General features: G+C 67.5%; 14 protein-coding genes and 1 pseudogene. 11 read left to right on the top strand and 4 right to left on the bottom strand.

What is annotated here, in order from left to right:
• Window positions 1–126: 126 nt before the first annotated feature.
• From CLG85_RS07395 to CLG85_RS07385, 3 genes are all read right to left on the bottom strand, one after another.
• Window positions 127–1497, bottom strand: a complete 1371-nt coding sequence (locus tag CLG85_RS07395; RefSeq protein WP_224845446.1) for an aspartate aminotransferase family protein — start codon at window positions 1495–1497, stop codon at window positions 127–129.
• Window positions 1498–1537: 40 nt separating this feature from the next.
• Window positions 1538–2995 (bottom strand): NAD-dependent succinate-semialdehyde dehydrogenase, encoded by a 1458-nt coding sequence (locus CLG85_RS07390; RefSeq protein WP_095882747.1) that lies wholly within the window; start codon window positions 2993–2995, stop codon window positions 1538–1540.
• 138 nt (window positions 2996–3133) lie between these two features.
• Window positions 3134–3613: an Lrp/AsnC family transcriptional regulator gene (locus tag CLG85_RS07385; RefSeq protein ID WP_095882748.1), complete on the bottom strand. Its 480-nt coding sequence runs from the start codon at window positions 3611–3613 to the stop codon at window positions 3134–3136.
• Window positions 3614–3686: 73 nt separating this feature from the next.
• On the opposite strand from CLG85_RS07385, the gene ehuR reads away from it, so the two are divergent.
• The 9 genes and pseudogenes from ehuR (at window position 3687) to doeA (ending at window position 12572) form a co-directional block, all read left to right on the top strand.
• On the top strand, window positions 3687–5066 hold the full coding sequence (gene ehuR / locus CLG85_RS07380; RefSeq protein ID WP_176476619.1) for a MocR-like ectoine utilization transcription factor EhuR: 1380 nt from the start codon (window positions 3687–3689) through the stop codon (window positions 5064–5066).
• Window positions 5067–5228: 162 nt separating this feature from the next.
• The gene (locus tag CLG85_RS07375) at window positions 5229–6239 is read left to right on the top strand and encodes a TRAP transporter substrate-binding protein (protein WP_095882750.1); all 1011 of its coding nucleotides are present in this window, start codon (window positions 5229–5231) and stop codon (window positions 6237–6239) included.
• Window positions 6240–6339: 100 nt separating this feature from the next.
• Window positions 6340–6990 (top strand): TRAP transporter small permease, encoded by a 651-nt coding sequence (locus CLG85_RS07370; protein WP_095882751.1) that lies wholly within the window; start codon window positions 6340–6342, stop codon window positions 6988–6990.
• A gap of 3 nt (window positions 6991–6993) precedes the next feature.
• Window positions 6994–8281, top strand: a pseudogene (locus CLG85_RS07365) (TRAP transporter large permease).
• Window positions 8282–8290: 9 nt separating this feature from the next.
• Window positions 8291–8734, top strand: coding sequence for a universal stress protein (locus CLG85_RS07360; RefSeq protein ID WP_095882753.1), 444 nt, complete (start codon window positions 8291–8293; stop codon window positions 8732–8734).
• A 3-nt stretch (window positions 8735–8737) separates the two neighbouring features.
• On the top strand, window positions 8738–9457 hold the full coding sequence (locus tag CLG85_RS07355) for a maleate cis-trans isomerase family protein (RefSeq protein WP_260348651.1): 720 nt from the start codon (window positions 8738–8740) through the stop codon (window positions 9455–9457).
• Window positions 9451–10407 (top strand): hydroxyectoine utilization dehydratase EutB, encoded by a 957-nt coding sequence (gene eutB / locus CLG85_RS07350; RefSeq protein ID WP_260348650.1) that lies wholly within the window; start codon window positions 9451–9453, stop codon window positions 10405–10407. Before CLG85_RS07355 ends, eutB begins: the two co-directional genes overlap by 7 nt.
• Window positions 10404–11372 (top strand): cyclodeaminase, encoded by a 969-nt coding sequence (locus CLG85_RS07345; RefSeq protein ID WP_260348649.1) that lies wholly within the window; start codon window positions 10404–10406, stop codon window positions 11370–11372. The genes eutB and CLG85_RS07345 overlap by 4 nt, the downstream gene beginning before the upstream one ends.
• The gene (gene doeA, locus CLG85_RS07340; RefSeq protein ID WP_095882425.1) at window positions 11373–12572 is read left to right on the top strand and encodes an ectoine hydrolase DoeA; all 1200 of its coding nucleotides are present in this window, start codon (window positions 11373–11375) and stop codon (window positions 12570–12572) included.
• A gap of 29 nt (window positions 12573–12601) precedes the next feature.
• On the opposite strand, the gene CLG85_RS07335 is transcribed toward doeA, so the two are convergent.
• On the bottom strand, window positions 12602–13606 hold the full coding sequence (locus CLG85_RS07335; protein WP_176476598.1) for a DMT family transporter: 1005 nt from the start codon (window positions 13604–13606) through the stop codon (window positions 12602–12604).
• A 734-nt stretch (window positions 13607–14340) separates the two neighbouring features.
• Here CLG85_RS07335 and CLG85_RS07330 point away from each other — a divergent pair.
• On the top strand, window positions 14341–14541 hold the full coding sequence (locus CLG85_RS07330) for a hypothetical protein (RefSeq protein WP_260348648.1): 201 nt from the start codon (window positions 14341–14343) through the stop codon (window positions 14539–14541).
• A 28-nt stretch (window positions 14542–14569) separates the two neighbouring features.
• Complete coding sequence (locus CLG85_RS07325; protein WP_095882422.1) at window positions 14570–15370, top strand: CPBP family intramembrane glutamic endopeptidase; 801 nt, start codon at window positions 14570–14572, stop codon at window positions 15368–15370.
• The last annotated feature ends 73 nt before the right edge of the window (window positions 15371–15443 follow it).

Here is a 15443-nt window from a genome sequence, read left to right as displayed (position 1 = left end):
TGCGTTTTCCGAGCACTCGACGCCCGTGGTTCATGCCGCGGGATGTTCGCGTTTGAGCTACTCTCACGATCGCTTCGGGCCGGGTCCGTCCCGGGGGACAGACCCGGCCCGAAGGGTGCATTTCCCTCAGCCGAGGATCGCCGTGACGGCGTCGCGGGTGACCGAGACGATCTTGTCGGCTTCTTCGGTGGTCAGGCAGAGCGGCGGTGCGAAACCGAGGATGTCGCCCTGCGGCATGGCCCTGGCGATCACCCCGCGCTCGAGCATTGCGGCGACCACCTTGGCGCCCTTGCCCTCGGAGGCGTCGAAGAACCTGCGTCCGTCGCGTTCGGCGACCAGCTCGACCGCGCAGAGCATCCCCTCGCCGCGGACCTCGCCGACATTGGGGTGATCGCCAAGCGCCTCGCGCATTGTACTCACCAGATAAGCCCCAGTCTTTGCGGCATTTTCCACCAGGCCCAGCTTGTCGATCAGCTCGAGATTGGCGATGCCCGCCGCGGCGCCGATGGGGTGGGCGGAATAGGTCCAGCCGTGGCCGAGCACACCGTATTCGTCGGTGCCCCGGCACAACACGTCCCACATGCGCTGACCGACGATCGACGCCGAGAGCGGCGCGTAGGCCGAGGTCAGCCCCTTGGCCGAGGTGATGAGATCGGGCTTCACACCGTAGTGGTCCGAGCCGAACATGGAGCCGAGACGCCCGAAGCCGGTGACCACTTCGTCGACCACCAGCAAGATGTCGTGCTTGTCGAGCACCTCCTGGATCGCGGGCCAATAGCCCTCGGGCGGGGGCACGATACCGCCGGTGCCGAGAACCGGCTCGCCGATGAAGGCGGCGATGGTGTCCGGGCCTTCGCGCTCGATCAGCGCCTCCAGCTCGGCAACGCAATGCGCGGTGAACTGCGCTTCGGACATGGTCAGGTCGGGGCGGCGGAAATAGTAGGGGGCCTCGGTATGGATCACCTGCGCGAGCGGCAGGTCGAACTTCTTGTGGAAAAGCTCCAGCCCGGTCAGCGAGCCGGTCATCAGCCCCGATCCGTGGTAGCCGCGCCAGCGCGAGATGATCTTCTTCTTCTCGGGGCGGCCGAGAATATTGTTGTAATACCAGATCAGCTTGATGTTGGTCTCATTGGCGTCCGAGCCGCCGAGGCCGAAGTAGACCCGCGCCATGTTCTTGGGCGCGCGGTCCATGACCATCTTCGACAGGGTGATCGAGGCTTCCGAGCCATGCCCGGCGTAGGCGTGGTAATAGGCCAGCTCATGCGCCTGCTTTGCGATGGCCTCGGAGATCTCGGTGCGGCCATAGCCGACGTTGACGCAGTAGAGCCCGGCGAAACCGTCGAGCAGCTGGGTGCCGTCGCGATCGGTGATGTGCACGCCACTGCCGCCGGTGACGATGCGCTGCGGGCCCTCGCCGCGGGCGAACTGGCCAAGGTTGGTCGACGGGTGGAAGAAGTTCTCGCGGTCCCATTTGGCGAGTTGGTCGTTGGTCAGCATGTCGTCTCCTTATGTGGTCTGCCTCGTCCGCCGAAGGGCTTCAGCCCCAGTCGCGGCAGACGTATTTGATGTCGGTGAAGGCCTCGAGGCCCTGCCGGGCGCCCTCGCGGCCGAGTCCGGATTGCTTGGTGCCGCCGAAGGGGATCGGCGCGCCGGTGACCTTGGTGCGGTTGACCGCGACCATGCCGAACTGCAGTGCGCGGGTGAGCCGGTAGATGCGGCGCGGATCGAGGCTGTGCACATAGGCGACCAGCCCGTACTCGGTGGCATTGGCGCGGGCGATCACCTCTTCCTCGGTGTCGAAGACGGTCAGCGGCGCGACCGGACCAAAGGTTTCCTCGGACATGATCGCCGCCTCATCCGGCACGTCGGCCAGCACCGTGGGCCTGTAGAAGAGCTTGCCGAGGCCGGCGTCGATACCGCCGCCGGTGAGCAGCCTGGCGCCCTTGGCGATCGCGTCGTCGACATGGGCCTGCTGCTTGTCGATGGCGCGCTCATGGATCAGCGGTCCGATGTCGGGATCGTCCATGCCGCGGCCAAGGGTCAGCGCGTCGACCGCGTGCGTGAACTTGGCGCAGAACTCCTCGTAGACGGGACGCTGGATGTAGAAGCGGTTGGCCCCGAGGCAGTCCTGCCCAGAGGTGGCGAACTTGGCCTTGATCGCCTCGGTCACCGCGCGATCGATGTCGGCGCCCTTGAAGACGATGAAGGGCGCGTGGCCTCCCAGTTCCAGCACCAGCCGCTTCACCGTGTCCGCCGACTGGCGGTAGAGCAGGCGGCCGACCTCGGTGGAACCGGTGAAGGACAGCGCCCGCACCCGCTTGTCGGACGTCCATTCGCCGACGATGGTCGCGGCATCGCCGATCACGGTATTGACCACGCCCTGCGGAAAGCCGGCGCGGCGCGCCAGCTCGGCCAGCGCCAGCGCCGAGAGCGGGGTCTCTGCGGAGGGGTGGATGACCACGGTGCAGCCGGCGGCCAGCGCGGCGGCGGCCTTGCGGGTGATCATCGCGGAAGGGAAGTTCCACGGGGTGATCAGCGCGGCCACGCCAACCGGCTCGCGCCAGAGCTCCATCTCGGCGTCGGGCAGGTGGCTGGTGACACCCTCGATGTTCGGGCGCAGCGCCTCCTCGGCGTAGAACTGCACGAAGCTGGCGGCATAGTCGATCTCGCCGCGGGCCTCGCTGATCGGCTTGCCCTGTTCGGCGACCATGATGCGGGCGAGGTCTTCCTTGGCGGCCACGATCAGCGCGTGCCAGCGGTGCAGGATCGCGGCGCGGTCCTGCGGCAGGGTGGTGGCCCAGCCGTCGAAGGCGGCATGGGCGGCATCCACCGCGGCGCGGGCGCCATGGGCGTCGCTGATCGCCACCTGCGCGATCAGCGCGCCGCTCGCCGGGTCGCGTACCGCGAGACGGCCGTCCCCGGCGAAATCACCGGCCCCCGGCAGCAATTCCGGGTCGGACAGTCCAAACGTCGGTTTGTTCGAAAGATCGCTCATGCCTGCGCACCTCCTTGGATGTCTCAAGGATGGGGCAGGGCGGGCAGAGAGTTTGTCGGGAGTTCGGGGTGGGGGCAGAAATTTCCCCTGCCATGGCGGGGCGCGGGAGAGAAACTCTCTGGCCCCCGCGGCACGGCCCTAGTCGCGCAGCAGCCCCAGCGCGGGCGGGTCGTTCTTCACCGGCTTGGTGACGATGTAACTGTAATAGCGCCGCACGCCGGCGCGGCTCTCCAGCAGCCCGTCCATCAGCGCCTGGAACGCCGCGACATCGGTGCTGACCACTTGCATCAGGTAGTCGTAGCCGCCGCCGATGGCCCAGCAGCCGGTGATCTCGTCGATCCTTGCCACGGTGCGCTCGAAGAGCTGGAAACTCTCGGCGCGGTGGCTGTCGAGCTCGACGGTGACAAAGACCTGCACGTGCGGGCCGAGCGACGCGAGGTCGATCTCGGCGCGGTAGCCGGTGATCAGCCCGGCCTTCTCGAGCCGCTTCATCCTCTCCCAGCAGGGGGTCGGCGAGAGGTTCACGCGGGCCGCGAGCTCGGTCTTGGCGATGCGGCCCTCGCGGCTGAGCGTGGCGAGGATCGCGATGTCTCTGCTGTCGAGGCGGGTGGAGTCCATGTCACGCTTGTTCCGGTGAAAACCCGTCATGTCAATCTGGACAAGTCCCGGATCGTGCAGGACTCTGCCGGGCATGTCACATTGGCCGCTCACCTCCGAGGATGTCACCCGCCCCGCCTATCGCAGTGTCGCGCAGGGAATTGTCGCCGCCATTAGCTCGGGGCAACTGCGCCCCGGCGATCGGCTTCCGGCGCATCGCGAACTGGCCTGGCAGCTCGGCATCTCGGTGCAAACGGTGAGCCGTGCCTACGAGGAGTTGATCCGCGCCGACATGATCTCGGGCGAGGTCGGGCGCGGCAGCTTCGTGAAGTCGGGCATGCGCGAGACGGTCAACCTCCCCTGGCACCGCACCCGGGAAAGCCCGCCGCGGCTCGACCTGTCGCTGATGACCCCGGTGCACCTGCCGCAGGTCGCCGACGCCTGGCGCAGCACAATGCGGCGCATCGCCGAGAACCCACCGCATGAGACGATGTTTGCCCTGCGGCCCGGCGAGACGCTGGCGCGCTACGATGCCGCGGCCTCGGGCTGGCTGGCACGCTGCGGGTTGATTGCCCAGCCCGGGCGCACGCTGGTGACCAATGGCGTCACCCCCGCGATGTTCGTTGCACTGATGACCGTTGCGCGGCATGGCGATGTCATCGCCTGCGAGGCGGCCACCAGCCACGCGCTGAAACCCGCCGCGCGCCAGCTCGGGTTGCGCCTGCAGGGCATAGCGCAGGATGCGCGCGGGATGCTGCCCGAGGCGCTGGCCGAGGCCGCTGCCGCCTCTGCCGGACGGATGAAGGCGGTTTACCTGCTGCCCTCGGGCGCCGGACCCTACGCACATGTGATGGACCGCGAGCGCCGCGCCGCGCTGGCGCAGGCGGCCAGTGCTGCGGGGCTCTTCATCCTCGAATGCGACCCGCTCGGGCCGCTTGCGCCGCGCCGTCCGCCGCCGCTCGCCAGCTTCGCCCCCGAGCGGAGCTTCTATTTCACCGGGCTGACCAAATGCCTCTCGCCCGGGCTGCGGTTCGGCATTCTCGCGATGCCCGATCATCTCTCGGAGCGCACAGTCAACAGGCACCTGTCGGTGTCCTGGATGGCGACGCCGATCATCGCCGAGATCGCCGCCGACTGGATGGAGAGCGGCGTCGCCGACGCGCTGCTGCAGGCGCATCGCAAGGAGCTTGTCGCTCGAAACCGGCTGGTCCAGCGGTTCCTCGGGGGCGAGGGCGGCGGCTTCGCCTACGCGTTGCACCGCTGGCTGCTGCTGCCAGAAGGCCTTTCGGAACGGGCGTTTCAGCGCCAGGCGCTGCGCAATGGCGTCGCCGTCGCGACCGGTGCGAATTTTGCCGTAACCGACCGCCGCCCGGCGGTCCGGGTCTGTCTCGGCGGCCTCGGCAGGGGCGATCTGGAGCAGGCCCTGGGCATTCTGGCCGCCCTGCTGCCCGCGCCGGCTCAGCCCCAGGGTTGACAGCGGATGCGTGATTCCCCTCGGATTGTCATGATTTAATATAGACATTGACTTGAGTATTTTCGGCTCCGAGGTTGGGCGCATCCGCGCGGACCGTGATCCGCGACCTGAAACCAAGCCCTGCCGCCGCTGGCGACGGGGCAGACCGACAGGGGGTACGACATGACCTACAAGACAGTTCTCGCAACGAGCGCCGCGGCGCTCCTTCTCGGCTCGGGTGCGGCAATCGCCGACACCTGGCGGTATGCCTTCGAAGAGGCGATGGACGAGGTACAGGGCAAGTTCGCCCAGAAGTTCAAGGAAGAGGTCGAGGCCAATTCCGACCACGAGATCCAGCTCTTTCCCTTCGGCACGCTTGGGGAATCTGCCGACACGATGGAACAGGCCCAGTCGGGCATCCTGCAGTTCGTAGACCAGTCGCCCGGCTTCACCGGCGCGCTGATCCCCGAGGCGCAGGTGTTCTTCGTGCCCTACCTGCTGCCGCAGGACGACGCACAGCTGGCGAGCTTCTTCAAGAATTCCAAGGCGATCAACGAGATGTTTCCGCCGCTCTACGCCGACCAGGGGCTCGAGCTGCTGACGATGTTCCCCGAGGGCGAGGTGATGATGACCACCACCGAGCCGGTGGAGGCCCCCGCCGACCTGGACGAGGTGAAGTTCCGGGTGATGACCAACCCGCTGCTGGTGGAAAGCTACAAGGCCTTCGGCGCCACGCCGACGCCGCTGCCCTGGGGCGAGGTCTACGGCTCGCTGCAGACCGGCATCATCCAGGGGCAGGAGAACCCGGCCTTCTTCATCGAGTCGACGAAGATGTACGAGGTGACCGACTACATCACCCGCACCGGCCACAACAATTTCACCACCGCGGTGATGGCCAACAAGGAGTTCTACGACGGGCTCTCGGAGGAGGACCAGGCGATGATCGACAACGCGATCAGCGCCGCCTTCGACTACATCATCGACTACCAGAAAGGTCTGACCGAGGAGTCGCTCGACAAGATCATGGAGGCCAAGCCCTCGATGACCATCACCGATCTCAGCGAGGAGCAGCGCGCGCCCTTCATGGAGACGGCGGATTCGGTCGAGGGGGAGTTCCTCGAGATCGGCGGGCCGCAGGCGCAGGCGATCCTCGACCAGCTCAAGGCTGACCTCGCCGCCGCAGCCGAGGGTTGAGCGCCCGCAAGCGCACCAAGGCCAAAGGTCGCGCCGGCTGCCCCGAAAGGGTCGGTCGGCGCGGTCGTGGCGCTTTCGCGACAGCAAAAAGGACAGCGGCATGAAGACTGACCGACACGGCGCGCCCGCGCTCGACCCCGACCTGCTCGCCGAAGTGCAGACCTCGGCGGTGGATGACGACATCGATGATTCCGGCTATGTCTCGGGGCTGCCGGGATTTCTCGGGGTGATCGATGGGGCTGTCGCGCGCATCGAGGCGGTGCTGCTGGCGCTCGGCGTGCTGCTCATGGCGCTGAACACCATCGCCAATGTCGTGGGTCGCTACCTGTTTTCGCAAAGCCTGTTCTTTTCCGAGGAGCTGAACCAGGCGCTGATCATCCTGATCACCTTCGCGGGTATCTCCTATGCCGCGCGTCATGGCCGCCATATTCGAATGTCTGCCTTCTTCGACGCCACCCCGCCGAAGCTGCGCAAGGTGCTGATGGTGCTGATTGCGACGGTCACCGCGGCGGCGATGTTCCTTCTGGCTTGGTATGCCTTCGACTACGTGACCACCCAGGCCGCGCGCGGGCGGCTGCTGCCGGCGCTGCAGATCCCGGTGTGGTGGATCATCGTCTGGGCGCCGCTGGGGTTCTTCCTGACCGGGCTGCAATACACGCTCACGGCCATCAAGAACTTGCTGCACGAGGATATCTGGCTCTCGACCAGCACGCTCGAAGGCTATGACGATACCGGCGAAGAGGAGGTCTGAGACATGTCCCTTGCCATCTTCGGCACGATGATCGTGCTCCTGCTGCTGGGCTTTCCGATGATGATCCCGCTGATCGCCGGCTCGCTGATCGGCTTTGTCGCGCTCTTCGGCGGGGTCAGCCAGCTCGACACGATGGTGCAGCAGATCCTCGGCGGCATCCGTCCGGCGAGCCTGATCGCCGTGCCGATGTTCATCTTCGCCGCCGACATCATGACCCGCGGCCAGTCGGCGAATAGGCTGATCGATCTGGTCATGGCCTTCGTGGGCCATCTCAAGGGCGGGCTTGCGGTCTCGACCGCCGCCGCCTGCACGCTCTTCGGCGCGGTCTCGGGTTCGACGCAGGCGACGGTGGTGGCGGTAGGCGGGCCGCTGCGCCCGCGCATGCTCAAGGCGGGCTACAAGGACAGCTTCGCGCTGGCGCTGATCGTCAATTCCTCGGACATCGCCTTCCTGATCCCGCCCTCGATCGGCATGATCATCTATGGCGTGGTCTCGGGCACCTCGATCTCGGAGCTGTTCATCGCCGGCATCGGGCCGGGGCTGCTGATCCTCGTGCTCTTCTCGATCTATTCCTACATCTACGCCGTCCGCAACGACGTGCCGACCGAGCCGAAGACCAGCTGGGCCGAGCGTGGCCGCGCCATCCGCCGGGCGCTCTGGCCGCTCGGCTTCCCGGTGATCATCGTGGGCGGCATCTACGGCGGGATCTTCTCGCCCACCGAAGCCGCCGCGGCCTGCGTGCTCTACGCGCTGATCCTCGAGATGGGGGTGTTCCGCGAGATGAGCGTCAAGCAGCTCTACGCCACGGCCAAGTCGACCGGGCTGATCACCGCCGTGGTCTTCATCCTCGTCGGGGCAGGGGCGGCATTTTCCTACGTGATCAGCTTCGCGCAGATCCCCCAGCAGGTGCTGGGCAGCATCGGCATCGACGAGATGGGGCAATATGGCGTGCTCTTCACCATCTCCATCGCCTTCTTCGTCGGCTGCATGTTCGTCGATCCCATCGTGGTGATCCTGATCCTCGTGCCGATCTTCGCGCCGGTGGTCCAGAGCGTCGGGCTCGACCCGGTGCTGGTGGGCACGATCATTACGCTGCAGGTGGCCATCGGCAGCGCCACGCCCCCCCTTCGGCTGCGATATCTTCACCGCCATCGCGGTCTTCAAGCGCCCCTATGCCGAGGTGATCAAGGGCACGCCGCCCTTCATCCTCATGCTGCTGGGGGTGGCAGTGCTGCTCATCTTCTTCCCGCAGATCGCGCTCTTCCTGCGCGACCTTGCCTTCGCCAAGTGAGGGGCTGAGATGTTCAAGCGGATACTCGTTGCCTACGACGGCTCGAACGGCGCCTGGGAAGCGATCGGCAAGGCCGCGGAACTGGCGAAGATCACCGGCGCGGAAATCCTCGTGCTGACGGTCTACCGGCACCACTCGATGCTCGAGGCGTCGTTGTCCATGGTGCGTGGCAGTGACCGCGAGGGCGGCAGCCTCGACGACACCATGCGCGCCGTCGCCCGCGAGGCCGCCGAGGAGGCCAAGGCGAAGGCAAGGGAGCTGGGCGCCGAGAAAGTGCAGGCCTTCATCAAGGGCGGCAACTACGCCCGGACCATCGTCAGCTTCGCGCGGGAGAAGGGCTGCGACCTGATCGTCGTCGGCTCGCGCGGGCTGGGCTCGTCCGAGGGCTACATGCTGGGCTCGGTCAGCCACAAGGTGACCAGCCTGACCGACACGCCGGTGCTGGTGGTCTGAGGCATGCCGGCCGCTGACCTGCGCCGGGACCTGCTGCGGCGCTTCGGGCTGATCGCCCTCGCCACCGACCTGACCCTCGAGGGCGACGCCGCGCGGCTGATGCCGGCGGGCACGCGGCTGCATGTCACGCGCATCGCCTTCGAGAACCCGACCACCCCCGAAAGCCTGCGCCGCACCGGCCGGCATCTGCGGGAGGCCGCCGAACTTATCCTGCCCGGCGTGGCCCTCGACGGCCTGCTCTTCGGATGCACCTCGGCCAGCGCGGTGCTTGGGGCCGAGGTGGCCGCGCTGATCGGCGCCCGAGCCCCGGTGACCACCCCGCTCAGCGCCGCGCTGCGCGCCTGCGAGGCGCTGGGAGTCGGGCGGCTGTCGCTGCTGGCCCCCTACATGCAGGAGACCACCGCGCTCGTCGCCGACCATCTGGTGCAACATGGCGTCGAGGTGGTGGCGCGGAAATCGATGGGTTATGCGGATGACCGCGACATGGCGCTGCTGACGCCAGAGGCAGTGATCGAGGCGGCGCTGGCCGCCGACGACCCTCGCGCCGAGGCGCTTTTCCTCTCCTGCACCGCGCTGCCGGCGGTGCCGGTGATCGAGCGCCTTGAAAAGATGCTCGGAAAGCCGGTGCTCAGTTCGAACCAGGTTTCATTCTGGTCGATGCTGGACATGGCGGGGATCTCGGGCAACGGTCCGGGGGAGTTGTTCAAGGTACGCAGATGGTGACGCTCGATGACATAGAGGCGGCGGCGGGCCGGATCCGCGGCATGGTCCGGGAAACGTCGGTGAAGCGCTCGCCCAGCCTGACCGAGCTGGCCGGCGGCGATGTCTGGCTGAAGTGCGAGCACCATCAGCAGACCGGCGCCTTCAAGCTGCGCGGCGCCGCCAATGCCGCCGCCCGGCTCGGCAGGGTCGCCGGGGTTACCACCGCTTCGACCGGCAACCATGGCCGCGCGCTGGCCCATGCGGCGCGCCAGCTCGGCCTGCCCGCGGTGATCTGTGTCTCGCGGCTGGTACCGCAGAACAAGCTGGAGGCAATCGAGGCGCTCGGCGCAGAGGCAAGGGTGATCGGCGCAAGCCAGGACGAGGCCTTCGAGGAGGCGCGACGGCTCGAGCGCGAGGAGGACTTCGCTCTGGTGCCGCCCTTCGACCATGCGGACGTGATCGCCGGACAGGGCACGCTGGGGCTGGAGATTCTCGCGCAGATCCCTGATGCCGCCACATTGGCCATCCCGCTCTCGGGCGGCGGCCTTCTGGCAGGCGTGGCGCTGGCTGCGAAATCGCTGCGCCCGGATATCCGCATCATCGGCATCAGCATGGAGCGGGGCGCCGCCATGGCTGCCAGCCTCAAGGCCGGGCGCCCGGTCGAGGTCGAGGAGCTGGAGACGCTGGCGGACTCGCTCGGCGGCGGCATCGGGCTCGACAACCGCCTGACATTCGGCATGTGCCGCGCGCTGATGGACTCGCTGATCCTTCTCACCGAGGCAGAGATCGCCGCAGGCCTGCGGCACCTTGCCCGAGAGGACGGCGAGACCGTCGAAGGCGCGGCGGCGGTCGGGGCCGGGGCGATCCTCGCGGGCAAGCTGCGCGCCGAAAGTGGCCCCTTGGTTCTGCTGCTCTCGGGCGGCAATATCGACCCGGCCCGCCACGCTGCCCTTCTGGGGGAGGAGACATGAGCGACATCCGCATCCTGCACGAGGCCGAACTGCGCGACCGTGTCGCGCTCGACGCGCAGGCGATCGACGTGGTGGAGAGCGCCTTCGCCACGCTGGCGAGGGGCGGGGTCGAGATGCCTCCCATCCTGTCGATGCACATGCCGGAGGTGAACGGCGAGCTCGACGTGAAGACCGCCTATGTGCCGGGGTTGCCGGGCTTTGCCGTGAAGCTCTCGCCCGGGTTCTTCGACAACCCGTCCAGGGGTCTGCCTTCGACCTCGGGCCTGATGGTGGTGCTCTCGTCGGAAACGGGTCGGGTGCAGGCAGTGCTGCTCGACAATGGCTATCTCACCGACGTGCGCACCGCGGCCGCAGGCGGCGTGGCGGCACGGCATCTGGCGCGCGCGGACGCCAGCCGCGCCGCGATCTTCGGCGCCGGCCTGCAGGCGCGGATGCAGCTGCAGGCGCTCCGCCTCGTCCGCCCGATCTCCGAGGCGGTGATCTGGGCACGTGATCCGGCGAAGGCGCAGGCTCTGGCGGAGGAGCTGACCTCGGTGGAACTCAGGGTCCGCGCCAGCGCCGATCCCGCCGAGGCCGCCGGTTTCGCCGACGTCATCGTCACCACCACGCCGGCCACCGGGCCCATCCTGCGCGCTGACTGGCTGCGCCCCGGCCAGCATGTGACCGCCATGGGCAGCGACCAGCCCGGCAAATGCGAGCTTGAGCCGCAGTGCCTTGCCCGCGCCGATCTCTACGTCGCCGACAGGGTCAGCCAGACCCGCCTCATGGGCGAGCTGCGCGCCGCGCTTGCCAACGGCTGCGCGCCGGACCCCGAGACCATCCCCGAAATCGGAGAGATAGTGCTCGGTCGCCACCCGGGGCGCACCGGCCCCGAGCAGATCACCATCGCCGACCTGACCGGGACCGGCGTGCAGGACACCGCCATCGCAACTCATGCGCTCGCCGCATTTTCAACAGAGGTCTGAATGCCCGAACTCCAAAGAACCCCTGAGCGATACACGACCGAGGAATACGAGGCCCGGCTTGAGAAGATCCGCGCCCGGATGGAGCGCGAGGGCCTCGACCTGTTGATCCTCAGTGATCCGTCAAACATGGCATGGGTCGCGGGCTACGGCGGCTGGTCCTTCTACGTGCACCAATGCGTGCTGGTCGGACCGGACGGCCCGCCGGTCTGGTACGGGCGCGGCCAGGATGCCAATGGCGCCTATCGCACGGTCTGGATGGAGCCCGAGTATGTCATCGGCTATCCGGACCACTACGTGCAGTCCACCGAACGCCACCCGATGGACTACCTCTGCGCCAAGCTCGCCGAGCGCGGCTGGGACAAGGGCACCGTCGGCGTCGAGATGGACAACTACTGGTTCTCGGCCCGCGCCTACGAACGTCTGCAGAGCGGGCTGCCCAACGCGAAGTTCAAGGATACCACCGGCTTCATCAACTGGCAGCGTGCGGTGAAATCCGAGAAGGAGCTCGACTACATGCGCCAGGCAGCGCGCATCGTAGAGCGCATGCACCACCGTATCGCCGACAAGGTCGAGGTGGGCATCCGCAAGTGCGACCTCGTGGCCGAGATCTACGATGCGGGATTGCGCTATGACGAATGGTACGGCCATGGCGGCGACTACCCGGCGATCGTGCCGCTGCTGCCCTCGGGGCCGGACGCCGCCGCGCCGCATCTCACCTGGGACGACCTGCCGATGAAGCCCGACGAGGGCACCTTCTTCGAGATCGCCGGGTGCTACCAGCGCTACCATGTACCTCTGTCGCGCACGATCTACCTCGGCAATCCCCCGCAGGAGATCCTCGACGCCGAGAAGGCGGTGCTCGAGGGGATGGATGCAGGCCTCGAGGCGGCGCGGGCGGGCAACCTCTGCGAGGACATCGCCAAGGCCTTCTTCGGCACGCTCGAGAAATACGGGATCGAGAAGGACAACCGTGCGGGCTATTCCATTGGTCTCAGCTACCCGCCGGACTGGGGCGAGCGCACCATGTCGATCCGCCGCGGCGACAAGACCGTGCTGCAGCCGGGGATGACCTTCCATTTCATGACCGGCCTGTGGATGGAGAACTGGGGCTACGAGACCACGGAATCCATCGCCATCACCGCTGATGGCGCGCCCGAGGTCTTCTGCGACATCCCACGCAAGATGCTGATCAAGGCCTGAAACAAGCGCGCGGGCCGCGGCTCCGGGCTCTATGCGGTCCGTGGTCTGGCCCGCGGCTGCACCAGCCAGAACCCGAGGAAGACCAGCGCCGCGGCCACCAGTGTCATCGGCGGCACGTCTTCCTTGAGCAGGAGCATGCTCCAGAGGATCCCGGCGATCGTCTGGACATAGGCCATCTGGCTGGCAAAGACCGGGCCGACGCGGGACACCAGATCGAGCGCGAGAGCCACGGCGACCCCAGCTGTCGCGCCGACTGTCAGGATGATAAGCGCGAGCGGTCCGAATGCCTCGGGTGGGAGGCGGAGCTGCCCGCTCTGCTGCGCCAGGATCGCCAGCACGCTCCCTGCGAGCAGCAGCATGATCCCGGTGGTGGCAAAGCTGTCCAGGTCCTTCGGACGCATCGCCATCAACAGCGTATGAACGGCCAGCAGGAGCGGCAGGCCGAGAGCGGCGAAAAGCCAGAGCGCCGATGTCCCGCCGATGTCCGCCCCTCGCGCCAGCAGCAGTCCCGAGATCGCGGCGAGGCCCACTCCGAGCCCGGCACAGCGCCGCAGCGTCGGGCGTTCCATGGCGATCACCGCCGCAAGGCCGAAGACCATGAAGGCACGGGTGCTGACGACAAGGGCGATCGTGCTTGCCTCGACCTCTCGGGCGACCACCACGAGCCAGACCTTGAAAAGGCAGCCAAGCACCAGCGTCCAGGCCAGAAAGAAGGGAACATGCCGCAGGTGCAGGCGCGGCGGCCCGTTGCGAAAGATCGACAGTCCGAGGCAGAGCAGCGCCCCGACGAGGTTGGACCATGCGGCGAGGCCGAGCGAGCCCGCCCCCAGCGCGGCCCCCATCCGGTTCAGCGTCGGCTCGACCGCAAGGAGGCTGCCGATCAGGGTCACCATCCCGATGCCCCAGAGCAGGGGAAGATGTGCGCTCGGCCTCGGTACGAGACCGCGCCAGTCAACGAACCAGTCCCCCATGGCCGTGTAGGGGCGCCTCTCCCTGCGGCGCGCGCATGGCTTGTCATTGAAGCTGTCCTTCACGCCGTCACTCCTCGTACTGATCGTTGCGGGTAACGCCCGACGTGGCACCACGCGGGGGCGGGTCGGCTCCGGTCGATCCGAAGGTGCAGCACCTGCCTCTCCGTCTTTGCGCGGCGATTGTTGCAGGACTGTTGGATTTCGCCGGGTGCACGGCGCAGCGGGAGGAGCGGCGCGCGATGAGGATCGAAGCGCCGAAGAATCGGGCGATGCTGCGCCCGGCTTCGAGTGCCGGGAGACGGATCTGCCGCGCGAGTTCGATAGGTTGCGCCAATCGCCTGTGCTATGGGTGGAACGACAGCGAGGAGGAAAGACCATGAAGTCACTGCCCCTGCTTCTGACAGCACTCTGCCTCGGCCATGCCGCCCGGGCCGAGGATCCGCTTGTCCAGCCGGTGATCGATGGATGCATCGACAAGCTGATCGAAAGCGGCGCCGCCGCGCAGCCCGGCGGCGAGGTGATCGACAGCATGTACTCAGAGGCCGGCACGATGGTTTTCCTAGAGGATGGCGACGGGCGCATCTGGCAGTGCTTCGGCTACCGGGATGGAACCGTCGAGTCGCTCGATTTGGCGGATGCGGACGCGGCCGAGGGCGCCTTGGCGCGGGCTGCGGAAAAGGCCGCCTTCGCCCCTGAGCGCATCAGCTTCGCCCCGGGCACCAGCGGCGCCACGCTTGCCGGATCGCTCGAGGCCGGGGGGGGCGAAGCAATTCGCGCTGGGCGCGCGGGCGGGGCAGGTGCTCGACCTGCACATCGTTCCGAAGGGCGGTGCGATGTATTACATCCTGCGCAACCCGGATGGGTCGATCCTGCTCGAAGGCACGGATGCCACGGTGCCCTTCAAGGGCCCGCTGCCGCAATCCGGGGATGTCAACGTCGAGGTGGTCAGCACGCAAGACACGCCGCAGAACTTCGAGCTGGTGGTGTCGATTGAATGAGCCGGTATGGCTGTAGGGAGAACGATGAATGACGGATGTGGCGCAGTCCTCTGGCGGCGGCCATCGCCTCGGCATCGCTTGCGGCACGCTGGTCGCGTGGGTGGCGGTGACGATCTTCGGCGCAGGGCTCCGGGGCAAACCGGTCGAGCTTGAGGACATGGCGACGCAGGGCATCGCTTGGCAGATCGCGCTGGCGGGTGTGCTGCTGGTCTGCGTGATTGCCTGGCGCGGCTGGCGCGATCTCGGCTTCCGAGCTCCGGCACCCGGCACGCTGAAGCTGCTCTGGCTGCCGGCGCTGATCGTACTCGCGATGTTCGGGCTGGCGGTGGTGCTGGGATTGCCCGCCCCGGACGTGGTGCTTCTGGTGCTGGCCAACACGCTGCTCGTCGGCTTTTCCGAGGAAGTGATGTTTCGCGGCGTGCTCTTCGGCGCGCTGCGCGAGCGGCTGCGGCCCTGGCCGGCGATCCTATGCACCACCGGCGCCTTTGGCCTGGTGCATGTGCTCAACGGCTTTCTGACAGGCAGCTTCACACTGGCGGTGATGCAGGCGCTGGCGGCCTCCTGCACCGGGCTCATGCTCATGGCGATCCTGTTGCGCACCGGCTCGCTCTGGGGTGCCATCCTCGTTCACGCGCTCTGGGACTGCGCGACCTTCCTCGTGGTGCTGAGCGCAGGCGCGATGGCCGACCTGAAGGAGTTGCAGGCGGCGGGCGGTCTCGAGGTGACGCCGGGGCTGCTGGTGGTGCCGCTGCTGATCGTCCTGCCGAACCTGGTCTATGGGCTCTGGCTGCTCCGCGGCTCCCGCGTCGAGGCCGAGCCGCGCGCCTGAGCGGGACCTCCCGCCGCGCCGGGACTGAGACCGCCGCCCGGCCTCGGCGCAGGTTGCTTTGCGCCATGCGGCC

It is taken from the genome of Alloyangia mangrovi, assembly GCF_002300555.2.
Lineage (GTDB): Bacteria > Pseudomonadota > Alphaproteobacteria > Rhodobacterales > Rhodobacteraceae > Salipiger > Salipiger mangrovi.
This window is presented reverse-complemented; position numbering and strand designations above follow the sequence as displayed.

Bases quoted from the DNA above. Each gene is read 5' to 3' on its own strand.
- CLG85_RS07385 (WP_095882748.1), bottom strand. From the start codon at position 3,613: ATGGACTCCACCCGCCTCGACAGCAGAGACATCGCGATCCTCGCCACG.
- CLG85_RS07395 (WP_224845446.1), bottom strand. From the start codon at position 1,497: ATGCTGACCAACGACCAACTCGCCAAATGGGACCGCGAGAACTTCTTC.
- doeA (WP_095882425.1), top strand. From the start codon at position 11,373: ATGCCCGAACTCCAAAGAACCCCTGAGCGATACACGACCGAGGAATAC.
- CLG85_RS07390 (WP_095882747.1), bottom strand. From the start codon at position 2,995: ATGAGCGATCTTTCGAACAAACCGACGTTTGGACTGTCCGACCCGGAA.
- ehuR (WP_176476619.1), top strand. From the start codon at position 3,687: ATGTCACATTGGCCGCTCACCTCCGAGGATGTCACCCGCCCCGCCTAT.
- CLG85_RS07370 (WP_095882751.1), top strand. From the start codon at position 6,340: ATGAAGACTGACCGACACGGCGCGCCCGCGCTCGACCCCGACCTGCTC.
- CLG85_RS07355 (WP_260348651.1), top strand. From the start codon at position 8,738: ATGCCGGCCGCTGACCTGCGCCGGGACCTGCTGCGGCGCTTCGGGCTG.
- eutB (WP_260348650.1), top strand. From the start codon at position 9,451: ATGGTGACGCTCGATGACATAGAGGCGGCGGCGGGCCGGATCCGCGGC.
- CLG85_RS07360 (WP_095882753.1), top strand. From the start codon at position 8,291: ATGTTCAAGCGGATACTCGTTGCCTACGACGGCTCGAACGGCGCCTGG.
- CLG85_RS07375 (WP_095882750.1), top strand. From the start codon at position 5,229: ATGACCTACAAGACAGTTCTCGCAACGAGCGCCGCGGCGCTCCTTCTC.
- CLG85_RS07345 (WP_260348649.1), top strand. From the start codon at position 10,404: ATGAGCGACATCCGCATCCTGCACGAGGCCGAACTGCGCGACCGTGTC.
- CLG85_RS07325 (WP_095882422.1), top strand. From the start codon at position 14,570: ATGACGGATGTGGCGCAGTCCTCTGGCGGCGGCCATCGCCTCGGCATC.